The organism is uncultured Porphyromonas sp. (genome assembly GCF_905372525.1).
GTDB lineage: Bacteria > Bacteroidota > Bacteroidia > Bacteroidales > Porphyromonadaceae > Porphyromonas.
Genome location: NZ_CAJPPN010000021.1, coordinates 13,750 through 33,835 on the forward strand (window position 1 = coordinate 13,750; position 20,086 = coordinate 33,835).

The following is a 20,086-nucleotide window of genomic DNA, read 5'->3' on the forward strand; positions in this document are numbered from 1 at the left end:
GCCTTCAGCCAATCTCGCTAGAGACCTTCGTAGACACGTACCCAGCCGTGCGTGTCTGGATAGTCGCCGTACTGGATAGCGCGTAGACGCTCATAGAGCTTGATAGACAGAGGCCCAGGCTTGCCGTCCTTGCTGATGATATAGCTCTTCTTGAGGTCTAGATCATCGACACGCTCGATAGGGCTGATTACGGCCGCAGTACCGCAGGCACCAGCCTCCTCGAAGGTCTCAAGCTCCTCGACATGCACCGGACGACACTCTACCCGTAGGCCTAGATCCTCGGCTAGCTGCATGAGGCTCTTGTTGGTGATGGAGGGTAGGATAGAGGTGCTCTTAGGGGTAATATACGTATTGTCTCGTATGCCGAAGAAGTTGGCAGGGCCACACTCATCGATGTAGAGCTTCTCCTTGGCATCGAGGTAGATCACAGCAGAGTAGCCCATAGAGTGGGCTAGCTCACCAGAGCGTAGGCTGGCAGCGTAGTTCCCACCGACCTTGTAGGTGCCAGTACCGAGGGGAGCTGCTCGGTCATAGCCCCGCATGATCGCCATGGGGGTAGGACGGAAGCCCTCCTTGAAGTAAGCCCCCACTGGGGTGACAAACATGAGGAACATATACTCGTTGGCGGGCTTGACCCCGACTTGCTTCCCGAGTCCGATCATCAGAGGACGGATGTAGAGCGAGGCACCACTCTCGTAGGGTGGGATGAACCGCTTGTTCAGCCGAAGCATCATATCGATCGCCTCTAGGAAGCGCTCAGTCGGTAGCTCGGGCATGAGGATCCCACGGCTCGTCTGCTGCATGCGCTGGGCATTCTCCTCGGGGCGGAAGACCCGTACCTTCCCATCCCTTCCACGGAAGGCCTTGAGTCCCTCGAAGGACTCCTGTCCATAGTGTAGGCAGGTAGCTGCCATTGGGATGGTGATCATGTCGGATGAGGAGACCTCCCACTCGCCCCATGCGCCGTCACGCCAGTAGCAGCGGACGTTGTAGTCCGTAGGGATGTAGCCGAAGCTGAGACTCTTCCAGTCTAGGAGCTCTTCTTGTGATTCCATACTATACGTTAGTTACTTGAATAGGTGTATATATAATCTCATTGCCCTGTGTGCCGGCGGATGATCTCACCGCCACGCTCTAGGGCTTTCATATTCATCGGGATGAGCTTGTGATGACGCTCAGGGAGTGACTTCTCGAGTCCCTTGCGGATGCTATCGAGGGGGAGCATCGGATGTACCGAGAGGGTTGCCCCGAGGACGAGCATGTTGAAGACCTTGGCGTTGCCCATGTGGTTCGCCTCATCGGTGGCTGGGACTTCGTAGATCTGTATGTCTGTTCGCTCAGGGATGTGGGTCACTCCATTGGTGTCGTAGATGAGTATCCCCCCGGGCTTGACACGGGGGGTGAACTTATCGACGGAGGGCTGGTTGAGGGCGATGACGACGTCGTACTCATTGACGAGTGGGGAGCTCACTGACTCATCGCTGATGATGACAGTGACGTTGGCTGTCCCACCTCGCTGCTCGGGGCCATAGGAAGGCATCCAGCTGACGTTCTTGTCCTCCATGAGTCCAGAGTAGGCTAGGATCTTGCCCATCGAGAGGACGCCCTGCCCCCCGAAGCCGGCTATTACTAGTTCGCAGGTCATAGTAGTAGGTATGTTAGTGTGGGGGTTAGACGTTCTTTAGGTCGCCTAGTGGGTACTCGGCGAACATATGCTCGGCCATCCACTTATTGGCTTCGTCTGGAGTCATCTTCCAGCCGGTATTACAGGTCGAGACGATCTCCACGACGGAGGTGCCTCGGCGCTCCATAGCGTTCTGGAAGGCCTTGCGAAGGGCTTTCTTTGCCTTCATCACGGCCCCAGCCGTGTGTACTGACTGGCGGGTGACGTAGCAGGTGCCATCTAGTAGTGCGAGTAGGGAGGAGATCTTCAGAGGGTATCCGTTGAGCTCCGTCTTACGCCCCTGTGGGGTGGTCGCAGTCTTCATCCCTATGAGGGTGGTGGGAGCCATCTGCCCTCCGGTCATACCGTAGATACCGTTGTTGATGAAGATGATCACGATGTTCTCTCCTCGGTTGCAGGCATGGATCGTCTCGGCTGTACCTATTGCGGCTAGGTCGCCATCGCCCTGATAGGTGAAGACCATCTTGTCGGGATTGAGTCGTTTGATCGCAGAGGCGAGGGCGGGAGCTCGTCCATGAGCAGCTTCCTGCCAGTCTACGTCGATGAACTTGTAGGCAAAGACGGCGCAGCCTACGGGAGCGATCCCGATCGTTGATTCCTCTAGTCCCATATCTGCGATCGTCTCGGCTACGAGCTTATGCACGACTCCGTGGCTACAGCCAGGGCAGTAGTGCATCGCCACGTCGTTCATCAGAGCGGGCTTGGCATAGACCAGATTCTCGGGCTTGATATGGTCTTGTATATTAGATGTTGGTGCCATAGTGTATCGTGGGGTTATCCCTTCTTTGTATAGACTAGTAGCTTCAGGTAGAAGAGCACACGCACGACGATAGCGGCCAATCCGAGGATCTGGAAGAGTCTCGGGGTGGTGTCTCTACAGGCGAAGAAGGCTACGACTGAGCCGAAGGCTAGGATGTAGAATCCCCATTGTAGGGCTCGGTCTATGCGGTCTGCCTGGCGTCGGCTACTCGGTCTATTCATATCACTTACTTGATGAGGAGTTTCTTTAGGTTCTCGAGGATCTCACTTGGGGAGAAGAGCATCCCCCCCATTCGTCCGTAGTGCTCTACAGCGACCCGTCCGTTCACGGCAAGGCGTACATCCTCGACCATCTGCCCAGCGTTGAGCTCAGCGACGAGGAAGCCCTTGGCTTGGTGGCTAAGGCGCTGTATCGCCTTCGTCGGGAAGGGCCAGAGGGTAATCGGGCGAAGGAGTCCTACTCGGATCCCTTCGGCACGAGCCTGCTCTACGGCCTTCTGGCAGATACGGGCAGAGGAGCCGAAGGCTACGAGGATGTAGTCTGCATCCTCGGTCTGGATCTCTTCGTAGCGGACTTCGTTCTCTTCGATGAGCTTGTACTTAGCCTGGAAACGCTCGTTGTTATGCTCCATGATGGAGGACTCAAGCTCTAGGGAGGTGATGATGTTGGGCTTGCGTCCGCCCTTGCGTCCGAGGGTGGCCCAGGGGCACTCGGCTCGGATCTCATCCTCGGTACGTCGGGGGGTGTAGTCTGGTAGACGTACCTTCTCCATCATCTGGCCGATGATCCCGTCGGCGAGGATGATCGCTGGGTTGCGGTACTTGAAGGCGAGCTCGAAGCCTAGGGGGACGAAGTCTGCCATCTCCTGCACGGAGTTGGGAGCAAGGGTGATCAAGCGATAGTCTCCGTGTCCGCCTCCCTTGACGGTCTGGAAGTAGTCAGCTTGGCTGGGCTGGATCGTCCCGAGACCAGGCCCACCACGCATGACGTTGACTAGGAGGCAGGGGAGCTCTGCCCCTGCGATGTAGCTGATCCCCTCTTGCTTGAGGCTCATCCCGGGGGAGGAGGAGGAGGTCATGACGCGTTTGCCACAGCCAGCGCCTCCGTAGACCATGTTGATCGCGGAGACCTCACTCTCTGCTTGTAGGACGACCATCCCGGTGGTGTCCCAGGGGTGCTCCTCGGTGAGGGTCTCGAGCACCTCGGACTGGGGGGTGATAGGGTAACCGAAGTAGCCATCTGCGCCTGCGCGGATAGCCGCATGGGCGATCGCTTCGTTGCCCTTCATGAGTTTGATTTCTTCTGCCATAGTGGATGTTGATGTGTGTCGGTGATTACTTCAGGGTTCGTTCACTCTTTCCACTTGTAGACGGTGATACAGCCATCGGGGCATACGAGCCCACAGCTGATACAGCCGATACAGTCGTTGTCGTTTTTCAGTCGTGCGTAGTGGTAGCCTTTCTGGTTCACATCCGTAGGATGGAGCTCAATGACGTCTGTTGGACAGGCCACAACACACAGGTCACAACCCTTACAGTGCTCTGTGTCTACGACGATCGTTCCTCTTGTCTTAGCCATAGTTCCAATGGTGTTGTAAATCGTTCGTGTCGTGTCTCTCCCTCTGGCTCGGTCATTCTCGTCTGGTGCGAGGTGGTGTGTAGCTCGCTCCATGTACCCAACTAGGGGGATTGACACCTCAAATATACCAATTATTTGCTATTGTACCTATGCTCTGTATCTTCTTTCCTACCTATCTCGGAGATCTGTCCACCCCAGAGCGCCCGATCGTGTCTCCTTGTTCGTGGCGAGAGCTCCCCTCTGTACGGCCTGGGATGGGCGGTGGATAGCTCTCCTCTAGCCCTATGGGAGGGGGCTTGGGGACTACCCTCTCACTATAATAATAGGTATAGGCTAGAGGGGTAGGACTACCCTCCTAGCCTATACCTATTGTTATATAGTGACTCTCTGATCGCTCAGCTAGATGGATGCTACACGCTCCCCCCAGAGTCTACGTAGGGAGGGGAGGGCAGAGGCAAGCTCACTCATGGAGTGCAGGACGAGGTCGGCCCCTTCGCTCCGGAGGATCTCGTCAGCGAGAGGACCCGTATTGACTGCGACGGTGAAGATACCAGCACGGCTGGCGGACTGGACGCCCATGGGGGCATTCTCTATCACGATCGCCTCGCTAGGGGAGACACCTGCCTTACGGAGACCCTGTAGGTAGGGCTCGGGGTTAGGCTTACCTATCTGCACATCCTTGCCCGTGACCATGAGCTCGGGGGTGAAGGTATGGGGGAATGCCTTGTCGAGACGATCCAGGAGTGAGGCCTGCGAAGAGCCCGTTACGACGAGACGACGTAGGTCCCTCACCTGCTTCAGTACCTGCTCTATATCTGGTATCGCATGACCCTCGTCATAACGGACGAAGAGCTCGGTCTTGCGCTGATAGAGGTGGGTACGCTCCTCGGGGGTAGCCTCTCGCTGGTGAGTACGCTGGTAGAGGAGGTCGATCGTGTAGCCCCCAGTCTGACCCTCGAAGAGGTACACGTCCTCAGGCTCCATCATCAGTCCCTGCTCGTGTGCTGCCTCTACCCAAGAGCGGCAGTGTGCGGGCATGGAGTCGAAGAGCACCCCGTCCATGTCGAAGAGTACAGCTCGTAGACTCGGGGGCGTAGTGATGTGATGGCGTGTCCGATAGGCTTGGAGCCTAGTGGCGATTACCTCGGGGAGGGTCGTGGGGGAGAGTGTCATGTGGGGTGTTATTCTTTCCTATTGCGTGCGGTGAAGGTATCGACGACGACTGCTATCGCACCGTCGCCAGTGACGTTGCATGCTGTGCCGAAGCTATCCATAGCGATGTAGAGGGAGATCATCAGGGAGAGCTGCACCTCATTGAAGCCGAGGATCGAGCTGAGGATCGCTAGAGCGGCCATGATGGCGCCTCCTGGGACACCCGGAGCTGCGACCATCGTGATCCCGAGCATGAGGATGAACTCGGTGAAGAGCCCGATGTCGTGGGTGCCCCCCGTCATGAGGATGAGGGCAAGGGCACAGGAGACTATCTTCAGCGTGCTCCCCGAGAGGTGTATAGTCGCGCAGAGAGGGATCACGAAGGAGCTGACCTCGTCCGAGACTCCGTTCTTCTTCGTCTGTGCCAACGTCACGGGGATCGTGGCTGCCGAGGAGGCCGTACCTAGGGCGGTGAAGTAGGCGGGGAGCATATTGGTCAGCAGGCGTAGAGGGTTCTTCCGAGAGATCAGCCCCGCTAGGGTAAACTGAAGTAGGAGGAGGAAGATGTGTAGGACGAAGATGACCCCGATCACCTTGGCGAAGATCAGTAGGGTGTCCAGCACCTCATCGTTGCTCGCCATCCCGAGGAAGACCCCAAAGATATAGAGGGGGAGTAGGGGGATAATCACCTGGGCGATGAAGTAGGAGATGATCTCCTTGACGTCTATGATCACGGCCATGAGGGATCGGGAGTGGATCTTTGCTGCTCCTAGACCGAGGATGAAGGCTAGGATAAGTGCTGTCATCACGCCCATCACAGGAGGCATCTCTACGGTGAAGAAGGGGGTGAGAGCCTCGGCCTTCTCTACGCTCGGTGTGAGTCCTCCGCCCTGGATCAGCTGGGGGAAGATCGCACTACCCGTCAGGTAGGCGAGGTAGCCAGAGAAGACTGTGGAGCCATAGGCGATCCCCACCGTCAGCAGGAGGATCTTCCCGGCCTTGTTCCCAATGCTCCCGATAGCCTCTGCTACGAGGGCTAGGATAATCAAGGGGATCATGAAGCCGAGGAACTGTGAGAAGATGGCATTGAAGGTCAGGAAGAGACGTGCCACGAAGGTGCTCGCTACCTGAGGCAGCAGTAGGGGCATCAGTCGTCCGAGGACGAGTCCGAGGAGGATAGCGATGACGATACGTCCGAGGAGGCTAATCTTGATACGTTTCATGTAGAGCTTGAGTTTATGTTTATGTGTAGTCGTTATGGTGCTAAAGTAGTGATTTCCTCACATATCTGTACTTCTTCTCATTATATCTCTCGCCATACTGTCCCCAGACAGAGTGAGCGACCTATGCCGCGCTTGCTTCGTGCCGTCGGTATAGGTCGCTCTACTCATCTAGCTCTAGGGAAGTGTCTGCGCCTAGGGGCGCATCATAGCTAGCTCTGTCGGCTCTGTCGCTTGCGCTCAGTCTCGTCGAGGATGATCTTGCGCATACGCATGGAGTGGGGGGTGATCTCTACGTACTCGTCGGGACGGATATATTCCAGAGCATCCTCTAGGCTGAAGACCACGGGAGGGGCTAGGGACACCTTGTCGTCACTGCCCGAGGCTCGCATGTTCGTGAGTTTCTTGCTCTTGCATACGTTCACGGCGAGGTCACCTTCCTTGGTATGCTCCCCGACGACCTGACCTGCATAGACCTCCTCCTGGGGGGAGATGAAGAAGCGACCTCGGCTCTGTAGGTTGTTCAGCGCATAGGCATAGGCTGTCCCCGTCTCTAGGGCGATGATAGAGCCGTTGCTCCTGCGCTCGATGTCTCCCTTCCAGGGCTGATACTCTAGGAAGCGGTGGGCCAGGACGGCCTCGCCTGCCGATGCGGTGAGGACATAGTTATTGAGCCCGATGATACCTCGTGAGGGGATGGTGAACTCGAGGAAGACGCGGTCACCACGGGTCTCCATCATGACCATCTCCCCCTTGCGCCGTGTGACGATGTCGATGATCTTACTAGCGGACTCCTCGGGGAGGTTCACCGTCAGGAGCTCTACGGGCTCGTGGCGTACCCCATCGATCTCGTGGATGATCACCTGGGGCTGTCCTACCTGCAGCTCATAGCCCTCACGGCGCATCGTCTCGATCAGGACAGAGAGGTGGAGGACTCCACGTCCATAGACGATCCAGCTATCGGCTGTCTCGGCGGGCTGGACGCGTAGGGCTAGGTTCTTGTCTAGCTCACGCATCAGGCGGTCATGGATGTGGCGGGAGGTGACGAACTTCCCTTCCTTGCCGTAGAAGGGGGAGTTATTGATCGTGAAGAGCATACTCATCGTGGGCTCATCGACGGCGATCGTCTCTAGTGGCTCTGGGGTGGAGGCATCGGTGATGGTCTCACCGATCTCGAAGCCCTCGATACCGATCAGGGCACAGATGTCGCCGGAGGAGACACTCTCTACCTTGGTACGCCCGAGACCCTCGAAGATATTGACCTCCTTGATACGCATCTTGCTGACCGTACCATCACGCTTGCATAGGGCTACCTCCTGTCCCTCTCTTAGGGTGCCTCGATGGACACGACCTACGGCGATACGTCCTACGTAGGAGGAGTAGTCGAGCGAGGTGATGAGCATCTGTGCTGGCCCCTCGAGCTGTACGGGGGCGGGTATCTCACGTATGATCGTATCTAGGAGTATGGAGATGTCCTCGGTGGGCTGCTGGTAGTCGGTGCTCATCCAGCCCTGCTTGGCCGAGCCATAGATCGTAGTGAAGTCCAGCTGCTCCTCTGTAGCCCCGAGGGAGAACATGAGGTCGAAGACCATATCCTCCACCTCGGCAGGACGGCAGTTGGGCTTGTCTACCTTGTTGATGACGACGATAGGCTTTAGTCCCATCTCGATAGCCTTCTGTAGGACGAAGCGGGTCTGAGGCATGGGACCCTCGAAGGCATCGACGAGCAGTAGGCAGCCGTCGGCGAGGTTCAGTACACGTTCTACCTCGCCACCGAAGTCGGCGTGGCCTGGCGTGTCGATGATGTTGATCTTGACATCCTTGTAGCGGATACTTACGTTCTTGGATAGGATGGTGATGCCTCGCTCACGCTCCAGGTCGTTATTGTCTAGGTAGGTATCTACTTCGGCAGCCTTATCATCCCTGAATAGCTTACCGGCTAGGAGCATCTTATCGACAAGGGTGGTCTTACCGTGGTCCACATGTGCGATAATCGCTATATTGCGAATGTCTTGCATTTTCTTCTCTCTATAAGTCTTCTTATTTTACGGCTGCAAAGGTAGTTAAATATGCGCACTTGCTTCCCCTACCTATTTTACTTGGATACCTACTTCTCTATATGCCTATCCATAGCCCACCCCAGACTCTGGGTGATGGCTCCTTCGCTTGACGTCCAAGCTCTATCACTCAGAGCTACAGGTGGACTCTGAGCATGGAGCCGTGAGTTTCTACTCGCAGGCATCCATCCCTATGCGACGGAGCCGTTTCTTAGAGGCGTCTAGCGCCTTGAGCTCCTCAGGAGTGAGCTCCCTTTCGGTCTTTCGATAGAGGGATTCATAGCTATAGGGGTATCCTCCTATACGATATTCACAAATCTCAGGCTTGTCTGTAAAATCGAAGACAGAGTATAGCCAAGCACCCTTATCGGTTACATGGACGATAAATAGGGGTTTCCCCTTAAAATTCCGCTCGTAAATAGAATATTCGTATTCCTCGAAAGCCTTTATGAAGCGTTTGGTCGGGGTGAAGCGAATACGCTTGAATTGCTCTCGGCTAAGCATGATGGGCTCTTCCTTTACGAAAAATCGGAGCACCCCGATGCAGTAAGTGTATGGACGATAATGGTAACGAAAGACTGGTAGGTCAATAGAGTCTTGTATGCCACGCCAAGCAGGACGTAGAAAGCTCCATCCTATTCCTTTGGGTAGATTGAAGTTCTTCGTCTTTATAGCCCTTCTCCATCGCTGTACATAGGCTCTTGAGGAGCCTGCTTGTGGGCTCTTGCTCCAGTGGTTCAGGAGGTAGATGGTGTCTACCTCCTGAGCCCTGAGACAGGTGAGACAGAGACAACCGGCAAGGAGTAGTAAGATGCTTCTTAGCCTGCTTGATCTTCTCCTCATACTCTTATCTTCATAAGTAGTTTTATCGACAGGGATCCATTCCTATACGACGGAGCCGTTTCTTGGAGTCTTTTTGAGCCTTGAGCTCCTCTGGAGTGAGCTCCTTTTCGGATTTTCGGTAGAGGGATTCATAGCTATAGGGAGCTCCTCCTATATAATAACACTCTTCCATCCAGCGGTCAACTGTAAAAGCGAAGACGGAGTATAACCAAGCTCCCTTAGGGGTTACATGGACGATAAATAGGGGCTTCCCCCTCAATCTCCGCTTGTCTGCTGTATCATCGTACTCATCGAAGATCTTTGAGAAGCGCTTGATCGGGGTGAAGTGAATGCTCTTCAGTCGTTCTCTGCTGAGTACGATAGGCTCTTCCTTGACGAAGAAGCGTAAGAGACCGGTACAGTAGCGATAGGGGAGATAATGGTAACGGAAGAGTGCTAGGTCGATGGAGTCTTGTATGCCACGCCAAGCAGGACGTAGACAACTCCACCCCACAGCCTCAGATCTGTGGAAGTTCTTATCTTTTAGGGTTTTATCAAATTCTATCTCAAAGTCTCTCCTAGAGCCTGCTTGTCGGCTCTTGCTCCAGTGGTTCAGGAGGTAGACGGTGTCTACCTCCTGAGCCCTGAGGCTGGTGAGACAAAGGAAGCTAGCTGGGAGTAGTAAGACGCTACTTAGCCTGCTTGATCTTGTCATCATACTCTTATCTAGCCGTGAGTTTCTACTCGCAGGGATCCATCCCTATGCGACGGAGCCGTTTCTTAGAGTCCTTTAGCGCCTTGAGCTCCTCTGGTGTGAGTTCCCTTTCGGTCTTTCGATAGAGGGATTCATAGCTATAGGGGTATCCTCCTATACGATACTCTAGGAGCCCAGTTTCAACCGTAAAATCGAAGACGGGGTATAGCCAGGCTCCCTTAGGGGTCACATGGACGATAAATAGGGGTTTCTCCCTCCACTTCCCCTTTTCATCTGTATAATCGTACTTACTGAAGACCTTTGAGAAGCGTGCAATCGAGGTGAAGCGAATGCTCTTCAGTCGTTCTCGGCTGAGTACGATGGGCTCTTCCTTGACGAAGAATCGCAAGACACCAGTACAGTAGCGATAGGGTAGATAGTGGTAGCGGAAGAGTGCTAGGTCAATGGAGTCTTGTATGCCACGCCAAGCAGGACGCAGACAGCTCCACCCCACTCCCTCGGATTGGTGGAAGTTCTTATCTTTTAGTGATTTATTAACTTGGATCTCAAAGTCTCTCCAGGAGCCTGCTTGTCGGCTCTTACTCCAGTGGTTCAGGAGGTAGACGGTGTCCACCTCCTGAGCCCTGAGACTAGTGAGACAAAGGCAACCAGCTAGGAGTAGTAAGACGCTCCTTAGCCTGCTTGATCTTGTCCTCATACTCCTATCTTCATAAGTAGTTTTATCGTCAGGGATTCATTCCTATGCGACGGAGCCGTTTCGTAGCTGCATCCAGAGCCTTGATTTCCTCAGGAGTGAGATCACTTTTTGTCTTTTGGTAGAGGGATTCATAGCTGTAGGGATATCCTCCTATATAACACTCTACAATCTCAGATGCAACCGTAAAATCGAAGACGGGGTATAGCCAAGCTCCCTTAGGGGTTACATGGACGATAAATAAGGGCTTCCCCTTAAATCTCCGCTCGTAAATAGAATTATCGAACTCCTCGAAAGCCTCTGTGAAGCGCTTGATCGGGGTGAAGCGAATGCTCTTCAGTCGTTCTCGGCTGAGCACAATGGGCTCTTCCTTGACGAAAAAACGCAACACACCGGTAAAGTAGCGATAGGGAACATAGTGGTAGCGGAAGAGTGCTAGGTCGATGGAGTCTTGTATGCCACGCCAGGCGGGACGCAGGCAGTCCCACCCCACAGCTTCTGATTGCTGAAAGCTCTTGTCTTTCCAGGCTTTCTTAAATTGCATATCAAAGTCTCTCCATGAGCCTGCTTGTCGGCTCTTGCTCCAGTGGTTCAGGAGGTAGACGGTGTCCACCTCCTGAGCCCTGAGGCTGGTGAAGCAAAAGCAACAGGCCAGGAGTAGGAGGATACTACTCAATCTGATTGATCTTGTCTTCATACTCTTTCTTGTCTTTTTCTATCTGCCTTCGTTTTGGATCAGGGAGCTGTTTGTAGGCTCTGGTATCTTCTAGACCAATCCAGAAAAGAGCCTCACATTTATTCCTTGGGATCTCTCCACCGAAATGATTATAGATAATATCGACAAAGTCTTTCTGATAGTGAGGACCATAAAGTTCGTGGGTAAAGTGGTCTTTATTATCCTTAAACCTAGAGTAGTAGTCTGCTAGTCCTGGATAGTCTGAGGCATTGAATATCTGCTTTAACTCACCAATGATGGATGATCTCCCCCCACAGCGGGAAAGCATTGTTGCGAACAAATGGGCATGCAGATACTCATGTAAGATTGATGTCGCTAAAACTTCAGGAGGAAGTTGGTTCACAAGCCTAGCATTGAAGACAATCTTCACCATATAATCCTTCGGTGGAATGGTATGGGCAACTATAGTCTTCCGTTTTCCATCTTCGGTCTTGCTATCCGGAATGTCCTCAACCTCAAGCCGCAAATGGGCAACAGACTTCTTTCCATCAAAGAACCTAGTGAACCTCTTCATGAGTTTGCTATCCTTCAAGAGTTTGGTATAATGGGGCATTACCTTAGAATCCTTGAATGAGGGCGTTACAAAAATCTCATCATTGAGCTTGTCCTCTGGGTCTGGATCTGGAGCGGGAGGAGTATAGTCTCCTCCACCTCCTCCGCCTCCATAACCGCCCCCATCACCTGAGTCATCCACAGGAGGAGGGAGTTTTTGATTCTTATCATCCTCATCATATGGACCTGGTACCCATTCATACCAGCAACGTTCCTTCCACTCTAGATTGTCATCGCTTTCTGCACCAGCAGCATACTTGACGCATTTAGACCTAAGGGCTCTGAGGCCATCTTTGTCTGAGAAGATAGTTCCATCTTTGGGTTTTTTCTCGAGTGCGAATGTCGTGAAGTAGTCGAACCTCCACCATTCATCCTTCGGGAGATGGGACCTATGAATGAATTGGTATCGGAAAGTCGTATCTCCATGAAGGTGGAATACCTAGAGTAGGTTAATCTCCTCAGGGCTCTTGCGCTCAAACAAGGGGATGAATACGAGAGTATCTATCCCCTGATCTGCGATGATAGCAGAGCCCCAGAGGGGACTTATTCCCCTCTGTGAGAACTGGGAGGCTAGGTTGGTGGTGTCATCGCGAAGCTGGAGTTGCCGAGCGATAGCATATAGCCTAGCATCGAGATTAGTCTCGAGGTTAAACGGAGAGTTTACGGGTGTCTCCCCTTGGGTAACCTCATCTTTCCTACAAGAGGAAAAGAGGGTCAATGCTCCTAGTAGGAGGAGTGCTATCCAGGAGCTGATAGTTCTGTTCATAGGACTGATAGTTATATGTAGAGTTAGACATGTACGTATGGTCATGGGGAGAGTGCTACTCGAATAGCATCCTCTACGACTACAAATGTAGTAAATTCTTCTTCCCATTATTCCCTCTAGTACAAGGTTGGATGAATGGCTTGAAGGTGCTATATGTCAGGTAGTTGTAAATGCCTGCTGAGTATAAGCCCCCTGGGAGATAGAGGTCTCTCAGGGGGCTCGTCGTAGGTGTTGTTAGTTCAGGCTTCCTTGGAGGTCTTAGGGGATAGGGAGCTCTACCTGTAGAGGGTTTAGTCCCTCTCGCTCCACGAGAGGGTGAGCCTGCCCCACCTTAGGTTTTTCCTCGGGGGATTTCTTTCCCTAAGGATTCCTACAGCAAAGGGTAGAGGTGTGTCCCAATGCTTCGTCTATAACGAGTTCTGTATCAGAGATTCTAAGAGGGGCTAGAGGACATGCAAAGGAGCCCTAGAGAGGACATACTTAGAGCGAGGTAGTGTACACGCGTGTATACAGTTGTGTACACGTGGGTATACTATTGTGTACACACGTGTACACTTCTCCCTTCTAGGTAGGAGGTATATACTAGCTGAGTCACACCTAGGGTAGAGATACTTCTATCTTGGGTATGGGCTCCTCGATGACTTTGCCCTCGACCTCTAGTGGTTTCACGCGTCAGCCCTGTCCTAGTCCCCATAACCCATTTACTATACCCTAGGTATTCCTTATATTTGTAGAGATAAGTAACGAACGAACTAAAAGCAAAGCAAAAGATGGCACTTCAGATAGGGGATCTCGTCCCCGACAGCCTAGGACTAGACCAAGATGGTGTAGAGGTACGTCGTAGTGACTACCCAGGCAAGAGGATTATCCTCTACTTTTATCCCAAGGACAATACCTCTGGCTGTACCGCTCAGGCCTGCAGCCTGCGTGACGGATACGCAGAGCTCCGTGAGGCAGGCTATGAGATCATCGGGGTCAGCCGAGATAGCGCTCGGAGTCACAAAGGCTTTATCGAGAAGCATCAGCTCCCCTTCCGACTCATCGCCGACACGGATGTACAGCTCAATGAGCTCTTCGGGACATGGATCGAGAAGAGTATGTATGGGCGTCGGTATATGGGTACCGAGCGCACAACTTTCGTCATCGATGAGGCGGGGCGCATAGAGCGTATCCTGCGTGGTAAGGAGGTCAATACCAAGGAGCATGCCCAGCAGATCCTAGCGAGCAAGTAACACATTACATATATACAAGTAGCATGAGCGAAGAAATAAAGGAAAAGCCTACCAAGGCAAAGGACAAGGATAAGGGCCTCTCTCTCGAGGAGGCCAAGCGCAAGACCCTCAGTGTGGCACTGGCCAACATAGAGAAGGTACACGGCAAGGGCTCTGTGCTCAATATGGCAGAGCGTCCTACGGTAGATGTAGCAGCCATCCCCTCGGGGTCTATTGGCCTAGACGTCGCCCTCGGTGTAGGGGGCTATCCCCGTGGTCGTATCATCGAGATCTACGGCCCTGAGTCTTCGGGTAAGACCACGCTAGCTATCCACGCTATCGCAGAGGTGCAGAAGCAGGGCGGCTTCGCAGCGATCATCGACGCCGAGCATGCCTTTGACCCCGTCTATGCCGAGGCGCTGGGGGTGGATATGAGCAGCCTCTATATCTCCCAGCCCGACAACGGGGAGCAGGCTCTGGATATCGCCGAGCAGCTCATCCGCTCGGGGGCTATGGACCTCGTGATCATTGACTCCGTGGCGGCTCTCGTGCCTAAGGCCGAGATCGAGGGCGATATGGGCGAGGCCAAGGTCGGGCTACAGGCTCGCCTGATGTCGCAGGCCCTTCGCAAGATCACGGGGGCTATCAGCAAGTCCAATACGACCTGTATCTTCATCAACCAGCTACGTGAGAAGATCGGGGGCAACTCCTATGGTCCCTCGGAGACGACCACGGGGGGGAATGCCCTGAAGTTCTACGCCTCGGTGCGTCTGGATATCCGTCGTATCGGCCAGCTCAAGGATGGTGATGAGGTCTTCGGGAACACGACACGCGTACGGGTCATCAAGAATAAGGTCGCTCCCCCCTTCCGCGTCGCCGTCTTCGACATCCTCTACGGAGAGGGTATCTCCCGTATCGGTGAGATCATTGATCTAGCAGAGGCTGCTGATATTATCAAGAAGAGTGGCTCGTGGTATAGCTATGGCGAGACGAAGCTCGGACAGGGCAAGGAGAATGCCAAGCAGACCATTGAGGACAACCCCGAGCTCCAGGAGGAACTGACTCGCCTCGTCTTCGAGCGCCTCAAGGAGGGCCCCATCGGCAAGGACAAGAAGAAAAAGAAGTCCACGAAGGACGAGGACGAAGATGAGGAATAGAGTCCCCCTCCGTACGAAGCTACTATGGGTAAGCTAGTCGTCATCTCTGCACCCTCCGGCACGGGCAAGAGTACGCTCATCACACGCCTACGGGCAGAGCACCCCGAGCTGAGACTTCGCTTCTCTATCTCGGCTACTAGCCGTGCCCCACGGGGGACGGAGCGTGATGGGGTGGAGTACTACTTCTTCTCGCCCGAGGAGTTTAGGTCTCGGATAGAGGCAGGGGAGTTCCTCGAGTATGAGGAGGTCTACAGTGGTCGCTACTACGGCACACTACGTAGCGAGGTAGATCGGTGCCTGCAGGAGGGCGACAACCTCATCTTCGATGTGGACTATGTCGGAGCCTTGAATATCAAGAAGGCTTATGGAGCCTCTGCCCTGAGTATCTTCATCAAGCCCCCCAGCATCGAGGAGCTACGTCACCGCCTACAGGGACGCTCCACCGACAGCGAGGAGGTCATCGAGGAGCGTGTCGCCAAGGCTGCACTTGAGCTAGAGCATGCCGAGGCCTTCGACGAGGCGCTCGTCAATGATGATCTCGAGACCTGCTATGGCGAGCTCTACCGACTCATCCATACCTTCCTCTCCGCCTAGAGTATATCTGGCCTAGAGCTATTACGACCAGCCCCCTCATGAGCGAGACCTTAGTCTCGACCCATGAGGGGGCTGGTCGCTTTGTTGGGGTATGGCCTTCTGCCGGGGGCTACTTGTCGTACCAGACGACACCCCGCTGGTCAGTCAAGGTGAGTACGAGCTCACCGCCCTGCATCAGCTGGGTATAGGTGATATGGGAGCGATTGAGTGGACGACCATTGAGCTGTGCCGACTGGATATATCTCCTAGTGGAGGAGAGCCCAGGGGCGGAGATGGTGAAGGTGCGCCCATTCTCTAGGTGTAGGGTGAGGCGCTCGAAGAGGGGTGTCGTCACCTCATATTCGCTCGTGAGCGGATCGACCGGGTAGAGACCCATGGCGGTGAAGACATACCATGCAGACATCTGTCCACAGTCCTCATTGCCACAGAGCCCATCAGGGCGGTGCGAGTAGAGCGTAGAGCGTACCTGATGAATGAGGTCAGCTGTCTTCCAGGGCTCATTCACATAGTTGTAGAGGAAGATCACGTGGTGGCTAGGCTCGTTGCCCTGGACATACTGCCCGATCATACCTGTGGAGAAGATAGGGAGTGCTATCTCTTTGGGCGTCGTACGGGAGAAGAACTCATCGAGACGATCACGTAGCTGCTCACGTGAGCCCATGAGCTGCTCTAGCTGACATACTGCATGCTGGGCAGCGAAGAGGTACTGGTAGGCATTGCTCTCCGTGAAGTGCTTCGTGTAGGCAAAGGGATTGAAGTCTGGGAGCCAACGTCCCTTACCATCCTTAGGACGGAAGAAGCCCGTGCCCTTATCCCATAGGTTCTTGTAGCTCTCTGCACGTGCTCGATACTGCTCTGCGACATCACTATCACCCATCCACTCGGCATAGGCTGCGATGGCAGCATCGTCGTAGGCATACTCCAGCGTCTTGGAGACACTCTCATCCTGTAGGTCGGCAGGTACGTAGCCACGGCTCTGGTACTCATCTAGCCCACGGTAGTACTGTCGCTCGGCAGTGTTACGTAGGAGGTTCAGTAGGTCGGCAGGATCTGCGGGCTTATATACGCCCTTGAGTACCGCCTCTACGATGACAGGTATGGAGTGATGCCCGATCATCATATCAGTCTCAGAGGCAAACATATTCCATACGGGTAGGTGGAACATGTTCTGATCGCCGAAGTCAATGAGCGACTGAACCATATCACGGTTCTCCTTGGTGGCTATGAGATTGTAGAGCGGGTGTACGGCACGATAGGTGTCCCATAGGGAGAAAGTGCTGTAGGTAGCTGTGTTATCCTCCCTGAAGTGTGTCCTTCGGTCAGCCCCTAGGTAGTTCCCATCGGTATTGCTATAGAGCGTGGGACAGACCTGTGCACGATAGAGTGCGGTGTAGAAGGTCTTCTTGAGGCTGTCGGGGGCATTCTCGGGGATGGTGATCCTGCTTAGTCGTTCCTGCCAGAGGGTCTCGGCCTGGGTACGATACTTGTCGAAGTCAAACTCCTTCTCCTCATCCGTCCAGTTGCCCATGGCTCCCTGAGTGCTCGTACCCGATAGTGCCGTCTCGATGATGAGCTGATCGCCAGCCTTCACCTTGTAGTATAGGTAGGCAATAGCCGAGCGACCAGAGGCTTGTCCGTAAGGCTCTCCCTGACGATGCTCGATGAAGATACTATCGGGGGTACGTGAGAGCTGTGTGTAGAAGTACACCTCTTGGTCACGTGCCCAGCCCGTAGACTTGCGGTAGCCCTGCAGTGCCGTGGGGGTGACCTGCTCCACATCACTCTCTGTGGTACGATCCCAGTTCATCGCTCGGTCTAGGTCTAGAATGACACAGGCGGAGTCGGAGGCACGATTGAAGGTATAGCGCTGCACACCCATGTGGGGCGAAGCCGTGAGCTCCACTCGTATGTCGTAGGGCTCGAGGGTCACCGCATAGTAGCCAGCGTGTGCCTGCTCTGTCTCGTGTCTGAAGCGTGCGTGTCGCCCTAGGCGAGCTGTCTCCCCAGTCGCCTTGTCTATGGTGTAGGTTCCGCCCTCTAGGGCAGGCAGTAGCACGGGCATGAAGGGTATATCATAGAGGTCACCAGCCCCCGTACCACTTAGATGGGTGTGGCTGAAGCCCGCTATCGTGCTGTCGGGATAGAAGTAGCCTGCTATCCGATCCCAGCCTGGTAGCCCATTGTCTGGGCTCAACTGTACCATCCCGAAGGGGACGGTAGCGCCAGGATAGACATTGCCCACCCAGTCGGTACCGATAAGTGGATCGACGAGCTGGGCAAGGGGATTCTTGTCGTCAGTCTTACGATTGCTACAGCTACTGAAGCTGCAGAGGAGGGCTAGCCCGAGGGCTAGGATACAGAGAATAAGGGTAAGCTTTGTTTGTCTCATATTCATCACTGTCAGGAGCGACTTCGCCTGTATCTTAGCCCCCTCGCAGTGAGGCTAAGAGTGGTGGCGCAATCGCAGGGATGAAGATAAGGATAATTTTACACACTGCTCCCTCGTGTAAGGGCTGGGAATGCACTAATGCAAAAGCAAATGGGGCAGAGAGGGATATCCCTCTCTGCCCCATTCTGTGTATTGATGGCTCTCCCAAAAGGCTAGGGCAAGGCTACCTCTAGCGTGAGGGGAGGAGATGCGTTGGAAGTGCTAGCTGAGGCTCTTAGTGTGTAGGGTTCTGTGTCAGCTTCCCTGGGTAAGCATCGATCGCATTCTGCGGGATGAAGTACACCACTCGGTAGTCGGTGGGGGCTATGTCCTCACGCTGATGGTGAGCCCCGGGGTAGCGACGTATGAGTGAGCCCCCGTTGCGGAATACATCGTAGCTACGCTCAGCCTGGAAGGCAAGCTCCAGCTGGCGCTCCTTGTCGATGCGCTCAGGTGCATTCGTAGCATCAAGGCTCGTATACTGCGCGCCAGGGATGGAGCGTGTACGCACGAGGTTGAGGTCGGCAAGGGCTGCACTGTAGTGACCGAGCTTGGCCTCGGCCTCAGCACGATTGAGGTACACCTCGCCTAGACGTGAGATGACAGGGGAGTGTAGCTGGCTATTCTCACCCTCACGGGAGCACTTTGTGATGTAGAACATCGGGTAGGCTCTATTGAGTGCGATATAGGTATCCAAGACCCCTCGGTATGTCTTCCCGCCGTAGGTGATGCTGTAGATCTCCTGAGTAGCGTCTATAGGGGTCAGGGTATAGGAGGATGCTTGACCCTGATCCTTCTCCTCCTTAGCTATTATCTGCCCATTGGTGCGGGTGACGGGGAGCTGTAGGTAGTTCATATCCCCGGAGTCCTCCGTCTTAATGAAGCGGAATACCTCTCCCTTATCGTTGTCATACACGGGCTCGATGAAGGCTGCACGAGCATCTACGATACGCATCCTATTGGGGCGGTAGTCATTGCGCCCCGTCTCGTCTAGTAGAGCGAGGTACTTGGCACTGGCGTACATCTCGCCCCAGCCCATACCGCCGATATTGGCATACATCCCACCGATACCGTAGTAGTGGTCGTAGCCAGAGAATTCGGAGGCTAGACGACGGATGACGAAGATGGACTCCTTGTTGTTCTCGGGGAGGATCTGGTTGTACTTCATGAAGTCCTCACGGTCGAGGAGCTGATACTTAGCACTCGAGATCACCTTGGAGGCATATTCAGAGGCCAGCTGAGCATACTTAGTATTAGGCTGGTCATAGGTGCCACTCATATAGAGATAGAGGCGGGAGAGCAAGGCTTGGGCGGCACCCTTAGAGGCATAGAAGGGTGTGCCAGTGCGCTCGGGAAGGAGCGTCTCAGCCTGCTTCAGATCCTCGATAGCCTGTGCGTAGGTCTCAGCTACGGTAGCACGGTCGGGGAGAGTGAACTTACCGAAGATGTTCTTGGGCGCACTCTTGATGATCGGTACGCCGAGGTTCTTCTCGGGGTTTTGATAGTAGGGACGCCCGTAGGCTCTCACGAGGTAGAAGTAGAGGAAGCCACGTACGAAGTAAGCCTCTCCGACATGAGACTTGACCTCGGCATCGGTGGAGGAGCCATAGAGGTCGATGATGTTGGAGGCTTGTATGATAGCCTTGTAGCTATTGTCCCAGAAGGCTTGTAGGCGGTAGTTCTGTGGGGTACGGTTGAAGGTGATGAACTCAAAGAAGGCATCTGTCGAGGCACCACGTATCATGATGTTGTCCCCTGCGTACTCGCCGCAGCGGTGCATGGCATCACTCCAGGTCTTGAGCTGGGCATACATCCCGTGGGTCATCCCATCGATAGCCTCCTCGGGGTGATCGAGGATACGCTGGCTAGACATGCTCCCCTTGGGCTCTCTGTCGATGTTGCAGGCTACTAGTAGGCAGGAGGCCACTAGCAGCATAAGTATCTTGTTCATATCTGTATC

The 20,086-nt window shown here is 54.3% G+C and carries 20 protein-coding genes; 3 read left to right on the forward strand and 17 right to left on the reverse strand.

Translation table 11 applies throughout. The features are described from left to right. Positions 1-17 precede the first annotated feature (17 nt). From QZ170_RS05270 to QZ170_RS05340, 15 genes are all read right to left on the reverse strand, one after another. Positions 18-1,055, reverse strand: a complete 1,038-nt coding sequence (locus QZ170_RS05270) for a branched-chain amino acid aminotransferase (protein WP_297178188.1) — start codon at positions 1,053-1,055, stop codon at positions 18-20. Positions 1,056-1,093: 38 nt separating this feature from the next. Continuing rightward, on the reverse strand, positions 1,094-1,645 hold the full coding sequence (locus QZ170_RS05275) for a 2-oxoacid:acceptor oxidoreductase family protein (RefSeq protein WP_297178190.1): 552 nt from the start codon (positions 1,643-1,645) through the stop codon (positions 1,094-1,096). A 25-nt stretch (positions 1,646-1,670) separates the two neighbouring features. Then, positions 1,671-2,444: a thiamine pyrophosphate-dependent enzyme gene (locus QZ170_RS05280; protein WP_297178191.1), complete on the reverse strand. Its 774-nt coding sequence runs from the start codon at positions 2,442-2,444 to the stop codon at positions 1,671-1,673. Between the two features lie 14 nt (positions 2,445-2,458). Further along, positions 2,459-2,665, reverse strand: coding sequence for a hypothetical protein (locus tag QZ170_RS05285; RefSeq protein WP_297178194.1), 207 nt, complete (start codon positions 2,663-2,665; stop codon positions 2,459-2,461). A 5-nt stretch (positions 2,666-2,670) separates the two neighbouring features. Further along, complete coding sequence (locus QZ170_RS05290) at positions 2,671-3,753, reverse strand: 3-methyl-2-oxobutanoate dehydrogenase subunit VorB (RefSeq protein ID WP_297178196.1); 1,083 nt, start codon at positions 3,751-3,753, stop codon at positions 2,671-2,673. Between the two features lie 41 nt (positions 3,754-3,794). Then, positions 3,795-4,022, reverse strand: coding sequence for a 4Fe-4S dicluster domain-containing protein (locus QZ170_RS05295; protein WP_297178197.1), 228 nt, complete (start codon positions 4,020-4,022; stop codon positions 3,795-3,797). 399 nt (positions 4,023-4,421) lie between these two features. Beyond that, a complete protein-coding gene (locus QZ170_RS05300) occupies positions 4,422-5,195 on the reverse strand; it encodes an HAD-IA family hydrolase (RefSeq protein WP_297178199.1) in 774 nt (257 codons plus the stop codon). 8 nt (positions 5,196-5,203) lie between these two features. Continuing rightward, positions 5,204-6,397: a dicarboxylate/amino acid:cation symporter gene (locus tag QZ170_RS05305; protein ID WP_297178202.1), complete on the reverse strand. Its 1,194-nt coding sequence runs from the start codon at positions 6,395-6,397 to the stop codon at positions 5,204-5,206. 209 nt (positions 6,398-6,606) lie between these two features. Then, complete coding sequence (typA, locus tag QZ170_RS05310) at positions 6,607-8,412, reverse strand: translational GTPase TypA (RefSeq protein WP_297178205.1); 1,806 nt, start codon at positions 8,410-8,412, stop codon at positions 6,607-6,609. A gap of 210 nt (positions 8,413-8,622) precedes the next feature. Next, the gene (locus QZ170_RS05315) at positions 8,623-9,294 is read right to left on the reverse strand and encodes a hypothetical protein (RefSeq protein ID WP_297178207.1); all 672 of its coding nucleotides are present in this window, start codon (positions 9,292-9,294) and stop codon (positions 8,623-8,625) included. A 22-nt stretch (positions 9,295-9,316) separates the two neighbouring features. Then, entirely contained in the window at positions 9,317-9,991 is a 675-nt protein-coding gene (locus tag QZ170_RS05320) for a hypothetical protein (protein WP_297178212.1), read from the reverse strand. 22 nt (positions 9,992-10,013) lie between these two features. Further along, positions 10,014-10,685 (reverse strand): hypothetical protein, encoded by a 672-nt coding sequence (locus QZ170_RS05325; RefSeq protein ID WP_297178215.1) that lies wholly within the window; start codon positions 10,683-10,685, stop codon positions 10,014-10,016. A 28-nt stretch (positions 10,686-10,713) separates the two neighbouring features. Next, positions 10,714-11,379 (reverse strand): hypothetical protein, encoded by a 666-nt coding sequence (locus QZ170_RS05330; RefSeq protein WP_297178217.1) that lies wholly within the window; start codon positions 11,377-11,379, stop codon positions 10,714-10,716. Further along, a complete protein-coding gene (locus QZ170_RS05335; RefSeq protein WP_297178220.1) occupies positions 11,351-12,112 on the reverse strand; it encodes a hypothetical protein in 762 nt (253 codons plus the stop codon). Before QZ170_RS05335 ends, QZ170_RS05330 begins: the two co-directional genes overlap by 29 nt. Before the next feature lie 297 nt (positions 12,113-12,409). Next, a complete protein-coding gene (locus QZ170_RS05340) occupies positions 12,410-12,736 on the reverse strand; it encodes a hypothetical protein (protein WP_297178223.1) in 327 nt (108 codons plus the stop codon). A gap of 770 nt (positions 12,737-13,506) precedes the next feature. On the opposite strand from QZ170_RS05340, the gene QZ170_RS05345 reads away from it, so the two are divergent. Genes QZ170_RS05345 through gmk form a run of 3 tightly spaced genes read left to right on the forward strand, consistent with a single transcriptional unit; the run spans position 13,507 to position 15,698 of the window. Beyond that, positions 13,507-13,968, forward strand: a complete 462-nt coding sequence (locus QZ170_RS05345; RefSeq protein WP_297178225.1) for a peroxiredoxin — start codon at positions 13,507-13,509, stop codon at positions 13,966-13,968. A 23-nt stretch (positions 13,969-13,991) separates the two neighbouring features. After that, positions 13,992-15,104, forward strand: coding sequence for a recombinase RecA (gene recA / locus QZ170_RS05350; RefSeq protein WP_297178228.1), 1,113 nt, complete (start codon positions 13,992-13,994; stop codon positions 15,102-15,104). Between the two features lie 24 nt (positions 15,105-15,128). Then, positions 15,129-15,698, forward strand: coding sequence for a guanylate kinase (gene gmk / locus QZ170_RS05355; RefSeq protein WP_297178231.1), 570 nt, complete (start codon positions 15,129-15,131; stop codon positions 15,696-15,698). A 109-nt stretch (positions 15,699-15,807) separates the two neighbouring features. Here the strand turns inward: gmk and QZ170_RS05360 are convergent, their stop codons facing one another. Beyond that, positions 15,808-18,087 (reverse strand): GH92 family glycosyl hydrolase, encoded by a 2,280-nt coding sequence (locus tag QZ170_RS05360; protein ID WP_297178234.1) that lies wholly within the window; start codon positions 18,085-18,087, stop codon positions 15,808-15,810. A gap of 274 nt (positions 18,088-18,361) precedes the next feature. Further along, positions 18,362-20,077 carry a RagB/SusD family nutrient uptake outer membrane protein gene (locus QZ170_RS05365; protein ID WP_297178237.1) on the reverse strand — a complete coding sequence of 572 codons (1,716 nt, stop codon included), beginning with the start codon at positions 20,075-20,077 and terminating at the stop codon, positions 18,362-18,364. Positions 20,078-20,086 lie beyond the last annotated feature (9 nt).

Coding starts and splice junctions, on each gene's coding strand:
- QZ170_RS05285 (WP_297178194.1), bottom strand. CDS start 2,665: ATGAATAGACCGAGTAGCCGACGCCAGGCAGACCGCATAGACCGAGCC.
- QZ170_RS05320 (WP_297178212.1), bottom strand. CDS start 9,991: ATGATGACAAGATCAAGCAGGCTAAGTAGCGTCTTACTACTCCCAGCT.
- QZ170_RS05305 (WP_297178202.1), bottom strand. CDS start 6,397: ATGAAACGTATCAAGATTAGCCTCCTCGGACGTATCGTCATCGCTATC.
- QZ170_RS05290 (WP_297178196.1), bottom strand. CDS start 3,753: ATGGCAGAAGAAATCAAACTCATGAAGGGCAACGAAGCGATCGCCCAT.
- QZ170_RS05325 (WP_297178215.1), bottom strand. CDS start 10,685: ATGAGGACAAGATCAAGCAGGCTAAGGAGCGTCTTACTACTCCTAGCT.
- QZ170_RS05345 (WP_297178225.1), top strand. CDS start 13,507: ATGGCACTTCAGATAGGGGATCTCGTCCCCGACAGCCTAGGACTAGAC.
- QZ170_RS05270 (WP_297178188.1), bottom strand. CDS start 1,055: ATGGAATCACAAGAAGAGCTCCTAGACTGGAAGAGTCTCAGCTTCGGC.
- QZ170_RS05365 (WP_297178237.1), bottom strand. CDS start 20,077: ATGAACAAGATACTTATGCTGCTAGTGGCCTCCTGCCTACTAGTAGCC.
- gmk (WP_297178231.1), top strand. CDS start 15,129: ATGGGTAAGCTAGTCGTCATCTCTGCACCCTCCGGCACGGGCAAGAGT.
- recA (WP_297178228.1), top strand. CDS start 13,992: ATGAGCGAAGAAATAAAGGAAAAGCCTACCAAGGCAAAGGACAAGGAT.
- QZ170_RS05280 (WP_297178191.1), bottom strand. CDS start 2,444: ATGGCACCAACATCTAATATACAAGACCATATCAAGCCCGAGAATCTG.
- QZ170_RS05340 (WP_297178223.1), bottom strand. CDS start 12,736: ATGAACAGAACTATCAGCTCCTGGATAGCACTCCTCCTACTAGGAGCA.
- QZ170_RS05315 (WP_297178207.1), bottom strand. CDS start 9,294: ATGAGGAGAAGATCAAGCAGGCTAAGAAGCATCTTACTACTCCTTGCC.
- QZ170_RS05295 (WP_297178197.1), bottom strand. CDS start 4,022: ATGGCTAAGACAAGAGGAACGATCGTCGTAGACACAGAGCACTGTAAG.
- QZ170_RS05300 (WP_297178199.1), bottom strand. CDS start 5,195: ATGACACTCTCCCCCACGACCCTCCCCGAGGTAATCGCCACTAGGCTC.
- QZ170_RS05360 (WP_297178234.1), bottom strand. CDS start 18,087: ATGAGACAAACAAAGCTTACCCTTATTCTCTGTATCCTAGCCCTCGGG.
- QZ170_RS05330 (WP_297178217.1), bottom strand. CDS start 11,379: ATGAAGACAAGATCAATCAGATTGAGTAGTATCCTCCTACTCCTGGCC.
- typA (WP_297178205.1), bottom strand. CDS start 8,412: ATGCAAGACATTCGCAATATAGCGATTATCGCACATGTGGACCACGGT.
- QZ170_RS05275 (WP_297178190.1), bottom strand. CDS start 1,645: ATGACCTGCGAACTAGTAATAGCCGGCTTCGGGGGGCAGGGCGTCCTC.